This window comes from Arthrobacter sp. Y3222053 (assembly GCF_059092805.1).
Window position 1 is genome coordinate 363,713 of the sequence record NZ_JBNHIA010000003.1, and the last position, 12,570, is coordinate 376,282.

Annotated in this window: 15 protein-coding genes and 1 riboswitch; of the genes, 5 read left to right on the plus strand and 10 right to left on the minus strand. The window is 70.3% G+C overall.

All coding sequences use genetic code 11. The features are described from left to right. Positions 1–4 precede the first annotated feature (4 nt). The 3 genes from AC5RUW_RS09705 to AC5RUW_RS09715 all read right to left on the minus strand — a co-directional run bounded on the left by AC5RUW_RS09705 (position 5) and on the right by AC5RUW_RS09715 (position 1,899). The gene (locus AC5RUW_RS09705; protein ID WP_494160495.1) at positions 5–868 is read right to left on the minus strand and encodes an exodeoxyribonuclease III; all 864 of its coding nucleotides are present in this window, start codon (positions 866–868) and stop codon (positions 5–7) included. 44 nt (positions 869–912) lie between these two features. Further along, a complete protein-coding gene (locus AC5RUW_RS09710) occupies positions 913–1,431 on the minus strand; it encodes a hypothetical protein (protein ID WP_494160496.1) in 519 nt (172 codons plus the stop codon). A gap of 81 nt (positions 1,432–1,512) precedes the next feature. Further along, positions 1,513–1,899 (minus strand): VOC family protein, encoded by a 387-nt coding sequence (locus tag AC5RUW_RS09715; protein ID WP_494160497.1) that lies wholly within the window; start codon positions 1,897–1,899, stop codon positions 1,513–1,515. Between the two features lie 82 nt (positions 1,900–1,981). On the opposite strand from AC5RUW_RS09715, the gene AC5RUW_RS09720 reads away from it, so the two are divergent. Beyond that, complete coding sequence (locus AC5RUW_RS09720; protein ID WP_494160498.1) at positions 1,982–2,503, plus strand: O-acetyl-ADP-ribose deacetylase; 522 nt, start codon at positions 1,982–1,984, stop codon at positions 2,501–2,503. Between the two features lie 39 nt (positions 2,504–2,542). On the opposite strand, the gene AC5RUW_RS09725 is transcribed toward AC5RUW_RS09720, so the two are convergent. From AC5RUW_RS09725 to glyA, 5 genes are all read right to left on the minus strand, one after another. Next, entirely contained in the window at positions 2,543–3,376 is an 834-nt protein-coding gene (locus AC5RUW_RS09725) for an ABC transporter permease (protein WP_494160499.1), read from the minus strand. Next, positions 3,373–4,272 carry an ABC transporter permease gene (locus tag AC5RUW_RS09730; RefSeq protein ID WP_494160500.1) on the minus strand — a complete coding sequence of 300 codons (900 nt, stop codon included), beginning with the start codon at positions 4,270–4,272 and terminating at the stop codon, positions 3,373–3,375. The genes AC5RUW_RS09725 and AC5RUW_RS09730 overlap by 4 nt, the downstream gene beginning before the upstream one ends. After that, positions 4,265–5,242: an ABC transporter ATP-binding protein gene (locus AC5RUW_RS09735; RefSeq protein ID WP_494160501.1), complete on the minus strand. Its 978-nt coding sequence runs from the start codon at positions 5,240–5,242 to the stop codon at positions 4,265–4,267. The genes AC5RUW_RS09730 and AC5RUW_RS09735 overlap by 8 nt, the downstream gene beginning before the upstream one ends. A 65-nt stretch (positions 5,243–5,307) precedes the next feature. Beyond that, positions 5,308–6,204, minus strand: a complete 897-nt coding sequence (locus AC5RUW_RS09740) for a bifunctional methylenetetrahydrofolate dehydrogenase/methenyltetrahydrofolate cyclohydrolase (RefSeq protein ID WP_494160805.1) — start codon at positions 6,202–6,204, stop codon at positions 5,308–5,310. A gap of 108 nt (positions 6,205–6,312) precedes the next feature. Next, on the minus strand, positions 6,313–7,596 hold the full coding sequence (gene glyA, locus AC5RUW_RS09745; protein WP_494007728.1) for a serine hydroxymethyltransferase: 1,284 nt from the start codon (positions 7,594–7,596) through the stop codon (positions 6,313–6,315). Between the two features lie 89 nt (positions 7,597–7,685). Beyond that, positions 7,686–7,775: riboswitch (ZMP/ZTP riboswitch) on the minus strand. A 63-nt stretch (positions 7,776–7,838) separates the two neighbouring features. On the opposite strand from glyA, the gene AC5RUW_RS09750 reads away from it, so the two are divergent. Beyond that, positions 7,839–8,984, plus strand: coding sequence for an FAD-dependent oxidoreductase (locus AC5RUW_RS09750; RefSeq protein WP_494160502.1), 1,146 nt, complete (start codon positions 7,839–7,841; stop codon positions 8,982–8,984). Here the strand turns inward: AC5RUW_RS09750 and AC5RUW_RS09755 are convergent. Next, complete coding sequence (locus tag AC5RUW_RS09755; protein WP_494007730.1) at positions 8,897–9,451, minus strand: GNAT family N-acetyltransferase; 555 nt, start codon at positions 9,449–9,451, stop codon at positions 8,897–8,899. The genes AC5RUW_RS09750 and AC5RUW_RS09755 overlap by 88 nt on opposite strands. A gap of 46 nt (positions 9,452–9,497) precedes the next feature. Here AC5RUW_RS09755 and purU point away from each other — a divergent pair, with 46 nt between their 5' ends. The 3 genes from purU to AC5RUW_RS09770 all read left to right on the plus strand — a co-directional run bounded on the left by purU (position 9,498) and on the right by AC5RUW_RS09770 (position 12,195). Further along, positions 9,498–10,385 carry a formyltetrahydrofolate deformylase gene (gene purU / locus AC5RUW_RS09760; RefSeq protein WP_494160503.1) on the plus strand — a complete coding sequence of 296 codons (888 nt, stop codon included), beginning with the start codon at positions 9,498–9,500 and terminating at the stop codon, positions 10,383–10,385. A gap of 63 nt (positions 10,386–10,448) precedes the next feature. Then, positions 10,449–10,991, plus strand: a complete 543-nt coding sequence (locus AC5RUW_RS09765) for a gamma carbonic anhydrase family protein (RefSeq protein WP_494160504.1) — start codon at positions 10,449–10,451, stop codon at positions 10,989–10,991. Positions 10,992–11,100: 109 nt separating this feature from the next. Continuing rightward, the gene (locus AC5RUW_RS09770; protein WP_494160505.1) at positions 11,101–12,195 is read left to right on the plus strand and encodes a Gfo/Idh/MocA family protein; all 1,095 of its coding nucleotides are present in this window, start codon (positions 11,101–11,103) and stop codon (positions 12,193–12,195) included. A gap of 76 nt (positions 12,196–12,271) precedes the next feature. On the opposite strand, the gene AC5RUW_RS09775 is transcribed toward AC5RUW_RS09770, so the two are convergent. Further along, the gene (locus AC5RUW_RS09775; protein WP_494160506.1) at positions 12,272–12,550 is read right to left on the minus strand and encodes a hypothetical protein; all 279 of its coding nucleotides are present in this window, start codon (positions 12,548–12,550) and stop codon (positions 12,272–12,274) included. Between the last annotated feature and the right edge of the window lie 20 nt (positions 12,551–12,570).

The following is a 12,570-nucleotide window of genomic DNA, read 5'->3' on the forward strand; positions in this document are numbered from 1 at the left end:
TTCCTCAGAACTGGTAGTCGACCACAAGCGGCGCGTGGTCGGAGAAACGTTCGGCATAGGTGGGGGCGCGGTCGACGACGGCGCTGACCGCGCGCTCGGCGAGGCCGGGCGTGGCCATGTGGTAGTCGATGCGCCAGCCGGCGTCGTTGTCGAAGGCCTGGCCGCGCCAGGACCACCAGGTGTACGGGCCGTCGACGTCGCCGGCGAGCTGCCGGGCGACGTCGCGCCAGCCGATCTCCTCGCCGAAGAAGCGGTCGAAGTAGGCGCGTTCCTCGGGGAGGAACCCGGCCTTCTTGACGTTGCCCTTCCAGTTCTTGATGTCGAGCGTCGTGTGCCCCACGTTAAGGTCCCCGACCACCAGGCCGAAGTCGCTGGCCTGGGCCAGGGCGGGCAGCCGTTCGCTCATCACATCGAGGAACCGGTACTTGTCGACCTGCTTGGGCGTGTCCGCCTCGCCGGAGTGGACGTAGGCGCTGACCACCGTGAGGGTCTTTTCCGCCCCTTGGGCGGAGACCTTGAAGTCGGCCTCGACCCAGCGCCCGGAGAGCTCGAAGTACTCGTCGCCGATGTGGTGGCGCTCAGCCGACGGCGCCTGCCGGGAGGCGATGAGCACCCCGGCGCGGCCCTTGTTTTCGCACTCCGCGTGCAGGATGTGCCAGTCCTCGCCCAGCAGCTGGCGGACGATCGCGTCGGGTGCCCGCACCTCCTGCAGGCAGAGGATGTCGACGTCGCGGGCCGCCAGCCAGTCGGCCATGCCGCGCTTGTACGCGGCCCGGATTCCGTTGACGTTGACGCTGGCGATGCGCAGCGCCCCCTCGGGTTTGGCTGTCGCCGCCGTCTCCTGCTGCCCTGTCAATGCCGCGTTCACCTGATCAACCTTACCAACTTCGCCGACTGCTCCCGGTCAGTTGCCTAGTCGACGACGGTGCCCTCGACGGGCCCGCCCTCGTCGCGGCGGATCATGCCGCGGGCATTGTGCGCGGTGATCTCGATGGTCTCGATGGCGCGGTCGACCATGTCCTGGTCCTGGCCCAGCTGTTCACGGATGACCCGCGTCTGCACCTGGACGATCTTGAAGCTGTGGTCCAGCTTGCGGTCCCTGATCACCGTCTCCTCGTCGACGACGGTGGTGACGCCGGGGCCTGTCCCGCCGGCGGCGCGGTTGAGGGACTCCTGCGCTTCGGCCAGTTTGGCTCCGGCCCGCTTGGCGGCGCCCCGGACGCTGAAGACCACGAAGCCTGCCAGCAGCAGCCAGCCGAAGGCGATAATCACCACGAGCCAGCCGATGACGTCGTTCTCATTGGCGGCGAAGATGACGGCAACCAGGAAGGCCAGCAGCAGCAGGCTCATTCCAATAGTGGCCATGCGGCTGCTGATTCCGCGGCCGGGGAAGGACGTAGAGGGCGTTTTGCCTTTGCTCAGGGACTGCATGCTTCCATTCTCGCAGAGCCGCGGAGTGTCCCGCGCACGGGTTCGCTCAGGCTGAACATGCCCTGCGGGGTCCGCGCACGCTCAGGGACCGGCCCAGTCCCCGGGATCCTCTGCCTGCTGCACCAGGCAGAACGGGTGGCCGGCCGGATCCGCGTAGACACGGAAGTCCTCCGCCCCGCCCGGCAGCCGCCGGGCGCCCCTGGCCAGGACCTCCTTCTCGGCGTGGTCCAGGTTCCGGACGTGCACATCCAGGTGCATCTGCTGCGGGACCCCCTGGCCCGGCCACTCGGGAGCCCGGTAGTCCTCCACCTGCTGGAAGGACAGCGACGGGCGCTGCACGTCTCCGCCGATCGCGACCCAGTCCGATTCGGTCAGCAGCCGGGGCAGGTCCAGCAGCTCCTGATAGAAGGAGGCGAGCGCGTCGGCGTCGGGACAGTCGATGACGAGGGTATGCCAGGAATAGATCATGGTTATTGGTCTCCCGTCCCCCGGGCGTCCCCCCGGGCTGTGTGGTGCCCGGAATCCTACCGGCGGTGGCACACTGGAGGCCATGCGGATCGAGCTGGTCACCGGGGACATCACCGAAAGAAACGTCGACGCGGTGGTCAATGCCGCCAATTCCTCCCTCCTGGGCGGCGGCGGGGTCGACGGCGCGATTCACGCCGCCGCGGGCCCGGAGCTGCTCGAGGCCTGCCGCCGGCTGCGCCGCACCTCCCTGCCCGCCGGGCTGCCGACCGGGGCGGCCGTGGCGACCCCCGGCTTCCGGCTGCCGGCACGGTGGGTGATCCACACCGTCGGCCCGGACGCCCGGGCCGGGCAGACCGACCCGGCGCTGCTGGCCTCGGCCTTCACCTCCAGCCTTGACGTGGCGGCGGAGCTCGGAGCCGCGAGCGTCGCCTTTCCGGCCATCAGCGGCGGCGTGTACGGCTGGCCCGCCGACGACGTCGCCCGGATCGGGGTCCAGGCCGTGCGGAGCCATCCGCAGCCGCCGCAGCGGGTGGAGTTCGTGCTCTTCAGCAGGCCGATGGCCGAGGTTTTCCGGGCGGCGCTGGGCGGGGCGGACGGCGGGTAGGCCTGCCCGGCGTTCCGTCCGGCTTCCGCAACCGCCGCCCTATTTCAGGAACAGTGCGCGCAGCCGTGCGGTCGTCACCGTCAGCCCGACGGCGATCATGACCGCGAAGTAGGCCAGGTGCCCGGCGGTTGCCCAGCTGAACATGCCCACGCTGATCTGCCGCAGCATCTCCACCCCGTGCCACAGCGGCAGCGCCTGGATGACCGCCTGGACCGGAGCCGGGTAGACGCTCAGCGGGTAGAAGGTGGCGGAGAGCAGGAACATGGGCAGCATGACGAAGTTGACCCAGTCCAGCTGCTGGAAGGTCTTCATGTAGCTGGTGACGGCCATGCCGAAGGACGCGAACCCAAAGGCCACCACCACGGCTGCCGGGATCATGAGCAGCGCCCACGGGGTGGTGATCAGTCCCATCGCGCCCATCACGGCTGTGAAGCCGGTGGCGTACAGGGCCCCCCGGAGCAGGGCCAGGAAGATCTCCCCCAGCGCCACGTCCAGCGGCCCCAGCGAGGTGGCCAGCATGCCCTCGTAGAGGCGGGCGTAGTTGAGCTTGAAGAACACGTTGAGGGTCGAGTCGTAGACGGCGCCGTTCATGGCCGAGACCGCGAGCAGGGCCGGCGCAATGAAGTTGGCGTAGCCCATCTCGGTGCCGCCGGGACCGGTTACCGTCCCGACCAGGGCGCCGAGGCCGATGCCCATGGCCACCAGGTAGAGCACCGGTTCAACGAACCCGCTGATCATGATGCTCCAGTTGGTGCCCCAGGTCGCCTTCAGCCCACGGGCAATCACCGCGCGGGTGTTGCGTCCATACAGGGAGCCGAGGAACCGGTCCCGTGGCTGCAGGGAGACCGGGGCGGTGCGGTCGACGGCGCTCATCCGGCCAGCCTCCGGGTGAAGCTGCGCCGCGCCAGGACCATGCCTGCCGCCGCGAGGATCAGCAGGTACGCCAGGTGCACCAGGCCCAGGCCGGCCGGTTCGGGCTGGGCGTAGCTGAGCACCCGCCCCAGTTCGGCGGAGTGCCAGAGCGGAGAGATCCAGCCGATCCAGCGGACGCCGATCGGCAGCGAGTCCAGCGGAAAGAAGGTGCCGGAGAAGAGGAACAGCGGCATCACGATGAACCGCTGCACCATGGCGAACTGCCCCTTGTCCTCCTTCAGCGTGGCGCTGAAGGCCAGCAGCGGCAGGCCGAAGGCCAGGCCGCCGAGCAGGGCGGTGAAGATCATCAGCCAGCCGGTGCCGGGCAGCGGAACCGCCCCGAAGAGCAGCAGGAAAAGGTAGTAGATGCCGGTGGTCAGCAGGATCCGCACGGTCAGGCCCAGCACGTGGCCGGCCGCTATCTGTCCGCTCGACAGCGGCGAGGCGTTGGGCCCGTAGTAGGTGCGGTGCCACTTGAACCCGTCCATGACGGTGTAGGTGTTTTCCTCGCTGCAGATCATGATGGCGGCGGTCGCCACCAGGGCAGGGCCCAGGAACACCAGGTACGGCACCGGCCCGCCTCCTCCTCCGAAGGCCGCCGGGGAGTTCGCGTCGACCAGCATGCCCAGGCCCATCCCCATGCCCAGCAGGTACACCAGGGGCGTGCCGACGGCGGTCATGAGCACGGTCCAGCGGTAGCCGCCCATCCGCCTGATCCAGTGCTCGGCGTAGTAGAAGGCTCCGAAGCGCCGCGCCCTGGCGGCCGTCTGCTGTGGAGCCAGCGGTGAACGCAGCCCCAGGACGGGGTGCCGTTCGGCCGCTGCCGTGCCGGGTCCGGTTCGCGGCTGCTCAGTCAACGAGGCTCCGTCCGGTCAGGCGCAGGAACACGTCCTCCAGCGAGGAGCGCCGCACCAGCGAGGTGATGGGCCGCAGCCCGCGTGAGGTCACGGCCTCCAGGGCGGCCTCGCCGTCGTCGGCATAGATCAGCACCCGGTCCGGCAGGGTCTCCAGGCGTTCGCCGATTCCGTCCAGCTCGGCGGCCACCGTGGTGTTGCGTTCGGAGCCGAACCGCATTTCCACCACTTCCCGGGTGGAGTGTTCGCGGATCAGGGCCGCGGGCGATCCCTCGGCCATGATGGTGCCCTTGTCCACCACGATCAGCCGGTCGCAGAGCTGCTCGGCCTCGTCCATGTAGTGGGTGGTGAGGATCAGGGTGACGCCTGCCTCCTTGAGCCGGAAGAGCCGGTCCCAGAGGATGTGCCGGGCCTGCGGGTCGAGGCCGGTGGTCGGTTCATCCAGCAGCAGGATCTTCGGATCGTTGATCAGCGAGCGGGCGATGGTCAGGCGGCGCTTCATGCCGCCGGACAGGGCATCGACGCGGGCACCTGCCTTGTCGGTCAGCTGGGCAAACTCGAGCAGTTCGTCGGCCTTGGGCTGCAGGTACGTTTTGGGCAGTCCGAAGTAGCGCCCGTAGGCCAGCAGGTTCTCCCGTACCCGGAGCTCTTCGTCCAGGTTGTCCTGCTGCGGGACCACGCCGAGGTGCGCGCGGACCTCCGGTCCGTGCTCGTTGGGGTCCAGCCCCATGATGCTCAGCTCGCCGGCCGTGCGCTGCGAGACGCCGCCGATCATTTTCATGGTGGTCGATTTGCCGGCGCCGTTGGGTCCGAGCAGCCCGAAGGACTCCCCCGGCGCGACGTCGAAGCTGATCCCGTCGACGGCTGTGAAGTCCCCGTACGCCTTGGTCACGGCACGGGCCGAGATGACGGACTGCAGTGCAGTGCGGGCCGCCTGCTGCGGCGATGTGGTCCAGGACACGCCTGCCAGCATAGTGCAAACGGCAGGGCCCGTCCCCCGGAACGGGAACGGGCCCTGCGGCGCAGCTTCGCCGGCGGTCAGGAGGGCAGGATGCCCACGCGGCGCTCGGCGGCCTCGACGACGTTGGCCAGCAGCATGGCGCGGGTCATCGGGCCCACGCCGCCCGGGTTCGGCGAGATCCAGGAGGCGACATCGGCCGCGGCCTTGTCCACGTCGCCGGTCAGGGTGGTCTTGCCGGTCTCCGGGTCCGTGACGCGGGTGACCCCGACGTCGAGCACGATCGCCCCGGGCTTCAGTTCCTCCGCCCGCACCATTTCCGGGAAGCCGGCGGCGGCGATCACGACGTCGGCCTCGGCCAGGTGCTGGTAGAGGTCGGCGGTGCCGGTGTGCGCCAGGGTGACGGTGGCGTTGATCGGGCGGCGGGTCAGCAGCAGCCCGAGCGGCCGGCCGACGGTGACGCCGCGGCCGATGACCAGCACCTTCTTGCCGTTGAGGCTGATGCCGTTGCGGACCAGCAGCTGCACGATGCCGTGCGGGGTGCACGGCAGCGGCGAGGTCATGGGTTCGCTGACGTTGAGCACCAGCCTGCCGAGGTTGACCGGATGCAGCCCGTCGGCGTCCTTGGCCGGATCGATCCGCTCCAGGATGGCGTTGGTGTCGATGTGCGCCGGCAGCGGCAGCTGGACAATGTACCCGGTGGTTTCCGGATCGGCGTTCAGCTCGTCCAGGACGGCTTCGAGTTCCTCCTGGCTGATGTCGGCGGGCAGGTCCCGGCGGATGGAACGGATGCCCACCTGGTCGCAGTCCTTGTGTTTGCCGCCCACGTAGGAGTGGCTGGCCGGGTCGTCGCCGACCAGCACCGTGCCCAGGCCCGGCGTCACGCCGTGCTCGTCCTTCAGCACCTGAATGCGCTGCTTCAGCTCGTCCTTGATGTCAGCGGCGGCCTTGCGCCCGTCCAGGATCTGCGCCGCCACCGGGGTGCCCAGCGGGGTGCGTTCCTTCTTTTCCCAGCCCAGGTTGGCGGAGGTGTCCTCAGCCGTGTCGGAGACGGCGCCCTCCATGTTGGAGCCCTTTTCCACGGCCTACCACTCTTCCTGGCCGGGGTAGAGCGGGAAGTTCTCGGCCAGCACGCCCACCCGGGCCCGCAGCGCGTCGACGTCGGCCCCGGGCTTCAGGGCGGCGGCCAGGATCTCGGCGACCTCGGAGAACTCGGCTGCGCCGAATCCGCGGGTGGCCAGGGCCGGGGTGCCGATGCGCAGGCCGGAGGTGACCATCGGCGGGCGCGGATCGAACGGCACCGCGTTGCGGTTCACGGTGATGCCGACCTCGTGCAGCAGGTCTTCGGCCTGCTTGCCGTCCAGGGCGGCGTTGCGCAGGTCCACCAGGACCAGGTGCACGTCGGTGCCGCCGGTGAGGACCGAGACGCCGTGCTCGGCGACGTCGGCGGCGTTGAGGCGCTCGGCAATGATCCGGGCGCCCTCGAGCACACGTTCCTGCCGCTCGCGGAACTCCTCGCCCGCGGCGACCTTGAAGGCCACGGCCTTCGCGGCGATCACGTGCATCAGCGGACCGCCCTGCTGGCCGGGGAACACGGCCGAGTTCAGCTTCTTCGCGTAGTCCTGCTTCGCCAGGATCAGGCCCGACCGCGGTCCGGCCAGGGTCTTGTGGACGGTGGAGGTCACGACGTCGGCGTGCGGCACCGGGTTCGGGTGCAGGCCGGCGGCCACCAGGCCGGCAAAGTGGGCCATGTCGGTCCAGAAGAAGGCGCCGACCTCGTCGGCGATCGAGCGGAACGCCTCGAAGTCCAGCTGCCGCGGGTAGGCGGACCAGCCGGCGACGATGACCTGCGGCTTCTCGGCCAGGGCCTGCTCGCGGACCCGGTCCATGTCGATCCGGTGCGTGTCCTCTTCGACGCCGTACGCGGCTACTTCATAGAGCTTGCCGGAGAAGTTCAGCTTCATGCCGTGGGTCAGGTGGCCGCCGTGGGCCAGGGACAGGCCCATCATCTTGTCGCCGGGCTTGATCATCGCGGCGAGCGCGGCGGCGTTGGCCTGCGCGCCGGAGTGCGGCTGGACGTTGGCGAACTCGGCGCCGAACAGTGACTTCGCCCGGTCGATGGCCAGGTTCTCGGCCACGTCCACATGCTCGCACCCGCCGTAGTAGCGCCGCCCCGGATAACCCTCGGCGTACTTGTTGGTCAGGACCGAGCCCTGCGCCTCGAGGACGGCGCGCGGAGCGAAGTTCTCCGACGCGATCATTTCGAGGGTGTTGCGCTGGCGGGCCAGTTCGTCGTTGAGGACGGCGGCGATCTCCGGGTCAATCTCCGACAGCGGAGCATTGGTGACCGGCTGGGTTGAAAGTCTCACGAGTTGTTCTCCCGGGGGTGGTATTGACAAGGTCAGGCTACCTGCCAGGCACGGCCGCCTGCGGGGCATGACCAGAAGATGACTGCGTGACCCTCGGCCCAGGCGTGCGATCCGTGGTTGGTCTTGAGCTTTGCCGCTTCCCGGTGGTGACCCACCCGACGCCAGTCGCGGCCATCCCATCCTAGCCTGCCTTCCGGCGCTGCCGCAGGAATAGCCGTCACAGGCAGCCTGTTCCATCTGTCATGGAGCTAACGGGTTCGGCAGCGGCAGTCGACGTCGTGGTCATCGGTGCGGGGCAGGCGGGACTGAGCGCGGCATGGCATCTGCGGCGGCGCGGACTCGACCCGGGGTGCGGCTTCACGGTGCTGGACGCCAGCGAGGGCCCTGGCGGGGCCTGGCGCCACCGCTGGGACTCACTCACCCTCGGCGCCGCCCACCGGCTGCACGACCTGCCCGGGCTGCCGCTGGGCCCTGCGGACCCGGCCGAGCCGGCGTCCGCCGTCGTCGCCCGCTACTACGGACGGTACGAGCAGCAGTTCGAGCTGCCGGTGATCCGTCCGGTGCGGGTTGATTCGGTCCGCCGCGACGGCGACGCCGGGCTGCTGGTCTCGGCCGCCGACGGCCGGCACTGGCGGGCGCGGACGGTCATCAACGCCACCGGCACATGGGACCGGCCATACTGGCCCTGGTATCCGGGCCGGGAGGCCTTCACCGGCCGGCAGCTGCACACCCACGACTTCCGCTCCGCCGGGGAATTCGCCGGCCGGCGGGTGCTGGTGGTCGGAGCGGGAACCTCCGCGGTGCAGTTCCTGCTGCAGCTCGATGCCGCCGGTGCCCGCACCCTGTGGTCCACCCGCCGCCCGCCGCAGTTCACCCGCAGCCCGTTCGACGCCGAGTGGGGCCGGGAGGTCGAGTCGAAGGTCCGGGAGCGCACCCGGGCCGGGCTGCCGCCGCAGAGCGTGGTGTCCGTGACCGGCCTGCCGCTGACGGAGCAGTACCGGGCCGGCATCGAAGCCGGCGTCCTGGTCTCCCGCGGACCGCTGCGCCGCCTGCACGAGGATGCCGCGGAGTTCGCCGACGGGTCGGTGGAGCCGGTGGACGCGGTGCTGTGGGCGACAGGCTTCCGCGCCGCACTGGAGCACCTGGCCCCGCTGCACCTGCGTGAACCGGGCGGCGGGATCCGGATGGACGGCGCCCAGGCCGCCCGCGAGCCGCGGCTGCTGCTGGTCGGCTACGGGGAGTCCGCATCGACCCTGGGGGCGACCCGGGCGGGACGCGCAGCGGCGCTGGCCGCCGTCGCTCAGCTCGGCGCGGACGGCTCCTCGAGGTCCTCCCACGGGAAGCGGGTGACGGTTCCCGCCTCCCAGTCGGAGCGCAGCAGGACGTAGGTCACGGCGTCGAGCGCCTGCCCGTCCTCCAGCTCCCAGGCCTGGCGGTGGTGGGATTCCTTGACGAACCCGGCGCGCAGCAGGGTCAGGCGCATGGCGATGTTGTCCGCCCGGGTGCGCCCGGCCAGTCGCTGCGTCTGCGGATAGGTGGTGAAGACATGGCCGGCGAGCGCCTTGGCGACCGGCACGCCGTAGCCGTGCCCGCGGAACTCCTCGACCAGCCTCAGGTCGAACGCCGGGCGGGGCCCGTCCAGGTCCTCCAGGATCACCAGGCCCATGCGGTGGTTGTCTCCAATGAGCCAGAAGGTGCGGACGGCGTCGGATTCGAAGCGGCCTTCCAGCAGCAGCTGCCGCACCAGGGCCTCGGAGGGCGCGGCGTTGCGGTGGAACGGAAAGCTGTTGGTGGTCAGGAACTTCACCAGCTCTTCCTCGTCCTTGTCGGAGAGCTGCACGAAAGTTACGTCCATGGCGCCAGCCTAAGCCAGCTCCCGTGCCTGACGGTAACCTTGTCGGGTGAGTGATCCCGTGCTTCCCCCTGCTTCCGCCGTTTCCGCCGACTCCGGCGCCTACACGCTGACCTTGTCCTGCGCGGACCGGCCCGGCATCGTCGCCGCCGTCGCCGGCGCCCTGGCCTCGGCCGGCGGAAACATCACCGAATCGCAGCAGTACGGATCCCCCGAAACCGGCTCCTTCTTCATGCGGGTGGCCTTCACCTCCGGGTCCGGGCGCGACGTCGTGCACTCGGCCCTGGCCGAGGTGGCCGGCCGCTTCGGCATGGACTGGCAGCTGCACCGCGCCGGGGTGCCGGTGCGCACGCTGATCATGGCTTCCAAGGCCGGGCACTGCCTCAACGACCTGCTGTTCCAGCAGCGCGCCGGGAACCTCCCCATCGAGGTCCCGGCCATCGTCTCCAACCACCGGGACCTGGAGGGCATGGCGGACTTCTACGGCGTCCCCTTCCACCACGTGCCGGTGACCGCCGACTCCAAGGCCGACGCCGAGGACCGCCTCCGCGCGCTGATGGCGGAGCTCGACATTGAGCTGGTGGTGCTGGCCCGCTACATGCAGATCCTGAGCGACGGGCTGTGCCGGGACCTGGCGGGGCGCGCCATCAACATCCACCATTCCTTCCTGCCCTCCTTCAAGGGCGCGCGCCCCTACCACCAGGCCCATGCCCGCGGGGTGAAGCTCATCGGCGCCACCGCGCATTACGTGACCAGCGACCTGGACGAGGGCCCGATCATCGAACAGGAAGTGGTCCGGGTGGACCATGCCCGCACCACGTCGCAGCTGGTGGCCATCGGCAGCGGCGTGGAGGGCCGCACCCTGTCCAAGGCCGTGCAGTGGCACGCCGAGCACCGCGTCCTGCTGGACGGACGCCGCACCATCGTCTTCAACTGACCCGATCCTCCGGGGCACCCGCCTGCGGCTCCACGCGGCAGAACGCCGGGTAGGGTCTATGGCATGGCTCACATCATTTCCCTCCGCGGGCACACGCCCGACGTCGATCCCTCCGTGTTCCTGGCCCCCACCGCCTCGCTGATCGGCGATGTGGCCATGGGGCCGCGGTCCAGTGCGTTCTACGGCGCCAGCGTGCGCGGCGACAGCGCGCCCATCCGCATCGGCGCAGACACCAACCTGCAGGACAACGTGGTGGTGCACGCCGACCCCGAGTTTCCGGCCACGCTGGGCAACGGGGTCACCGTGGGCCACGGCGCCGTCGTGCACGGCTGCACGGTGGAGGACGGCTGCCTGATCGGCATGAGCGCAACGGTCATGAACGGCGCGCACATCGGCGCCGGGTCGCTGGTTGCCGCCGGGGCCCTGGTCCTGGAAGGCACGGTCGTGCCGCCCGGCTCGCTGGTTGCGGGCGTGCCCGCCAAGGTCCGGCGGGAGCTGACCGAGGCCGAGGCCGCCGCCCTGACCCGGAGCGCGGAACACTACGTCGAGACCGCGGCGGCCCACCGCGAGGCCGTGGCCGCGCCCGGCTCCCCCGCTGCGCGCTGACCGGCGGCAGCGTCCCAAGGGCGGGAAACACCCCGGACGGTAGGCGGCCCGGCCGACGGGGCGCACAATGAGTGAAGCCGGTGTCCAGGAGAAAGCGAAGTCAACGACGATGTACGCGCAAACACGCATCCCCACCCCTCCCTGTGTCCTGCCGGGAGCCCCAAGTCCCGTCCAAGCCACCGGCCGGACCCTGCGATGGGGCGTGGTCGCCACCGGCGGGATCGCCGGCCGGGTCACTGAGGACATTGCACGCCTGGAGGACGCCGTCCTGCAGGCGGTGAGCTCGCGCAGCCGTGCAAATGCCGAGGAGTTCGCCGAACGCTTTGGTTTCGCCCGCGCCTATTATGACGGCCCCGAGGGGAAGGGCTACTCACGGCTCTTCGAGGACCCGGACGTGGACGTCGTCTACATCGCGGCGCCGCACGGCCAGCATTACGAGATCGCGCGTGAGGCCATCGAGGCCGGCAAGCACGTGCTCTGTGAAAAGTCGCTGACCATCAACGCTCGGGAGGCCGAGGACCTGGTCGCCCTGGCCGAAGCGCGGCAGGTCTTCCTCATGGAGGCCGCCTGGACACGGTTCCTTCCCTGCATCAACCGGATCTGGGAAATCATTGCCTCCGGAGAATTGGGCGAGATCCGCTGGGTGCAGGCGGACCTGGGTTTCCCCGCACCCTATGATCCGGCCAGCCGGCTGTGGAATCCGGCGGCCGGCGGCGGCGCCCTGCTGGACCTGACCGTCTACCCGCTGACCCTCGCCGTCGGTGCCCTGGGCTTCCCCGACGAAGTCGGCGCCGTCGGCGTCCTGAACCAGGACGGGGTGGACGTGCAGAACGCCCTCACCTTCCGATACGCCTCCGGCGCCATCGCGCAGCTCATGTCGTCCCTGGCGGCATCGGGTCCGAGGACGGCCACGATCAGCGGCAGCGCCGGGTGGCTGCGGACCGGCGCGCCGCTGCACAACCCGGTGGAGCTCACCGTCGCCCCGCACGGCGGAAGCGAACGGGTGGAGCGCTTCCCGCAGGTCGGCAACGGCTACACCTACGAGGTCCGCGAGGTGACCCGCTGCGTCCAGGACGGGCTGCTGGAAAGCCCCACCATGCCCTGGTCGGAATCCGTGCGGACCCTGCAGCTGTTCGACGCCGTGCGCGCCGACCTCGGGGTCCGGTATCCCAACGACGAGGCCCTGCCGGCGCGCAGCGCCTGACCGGTGGCAGACAGAGCGGCGAGGCCGCAGCCAAAGCTGCGGCCCCGCCGTCGTCCCTCGTGATGGAGTCCGTCTCCTAGACGGGGCTGCCGCCTGGATGGGGCTCCGTGGCACCGCCGTCGGCTCCGGGAACCGGCGGGAGCTTATCCTCTTCGGTCCGCCGGTCCGGCCCCGAGATTTCCGCGAAATTGTCGATGGTGGGCTCCGCGTCGCCGCTGTCGGCACCGGAGGTGTCCGCCGCGCCGGCCGGCGCGCCGGCGCCGGCGCTGCCTGACGCTCCCGCTGCCGTCTCAGCCGCCGCGGCCTCAGAGCCGCCGGCTGCAGGCTCTTCGGTGTGTTCGTTCCGTTCCGTCATGCTGCCTCCTGTCGTGGGTC

Coding starts and splice junctions, on each gene's coding strand:
- AC5RUW_RS09710 (WP_494160496.1), bottom strand. CDS start 1,431: ATGCAGTCCCTGAGCAAAGGCAAAACGCCCTCTACGTCCTTCCCCGGC.
- AC5RUW_RS09715 (WP_494160497.1), bottom strand. CDS start 1,899: ATGATCTATTCCTGGCATACCCTCGTCATCGACTGTCCCGACGCCGAC.
- AC5RUW_RS09720 (WP_494160498.1), top strand. CDS start 1,982: ATGCGGATCGAGCTGGTCACCGGGGACATCACCGAAAGAAACGTCGAC.
- AC5RUW_RS09725 (WP_494160499.1), bottom strand. CDS start 3,376: ATGAGCGCCGTCGACCGCACCGCCCCGGTCTCCCTGCAGCCACGGGAC.
- AC5RUW_RS09735 (WP_494160501.1), bottom strand. CDS start 5,242: ATGCTGGCAGGCGTGTCCTGGACCACATCGCCGCAGCAGGCGGCCCGC.
- AC5RUW_RS09750 (WP_494160502.1), top strand. CDS start 7,839: ATGGAGCTAACGGGTTCGGCAGCGGCAGTCGACGTCGTGGTCATCGGT.
- AC5RUW_RS09755 (WP_494007730.1), bottom strand. CDS start 9,451: ATGGACGTAACTTTCGTGCAGCTCTCCGACAAGGACGAGGAAGAGCTG.
- AC5RUW_RS09765 (WP_494160504.1), top strand. CDS start 10,449: ATGGCTCACATCATTTCCCTCCGCGGGCACACGCCCGACGTCGATCCC.
- AC5RUW_RS09770 (WP_494160505.1), top strand. CDS start 11,101: ATGTACGCGCAAACACGCATCCCCACCCCTCCCTGTGTCCTGCCGGGA.
- AC5RUW_RS09775 (WP_494160506.1), bottom strand. CDS start 12,550: ATGACGGAACGGAACGAACACACCGAAGAGCCTGCAGCCGGCGGCTCT.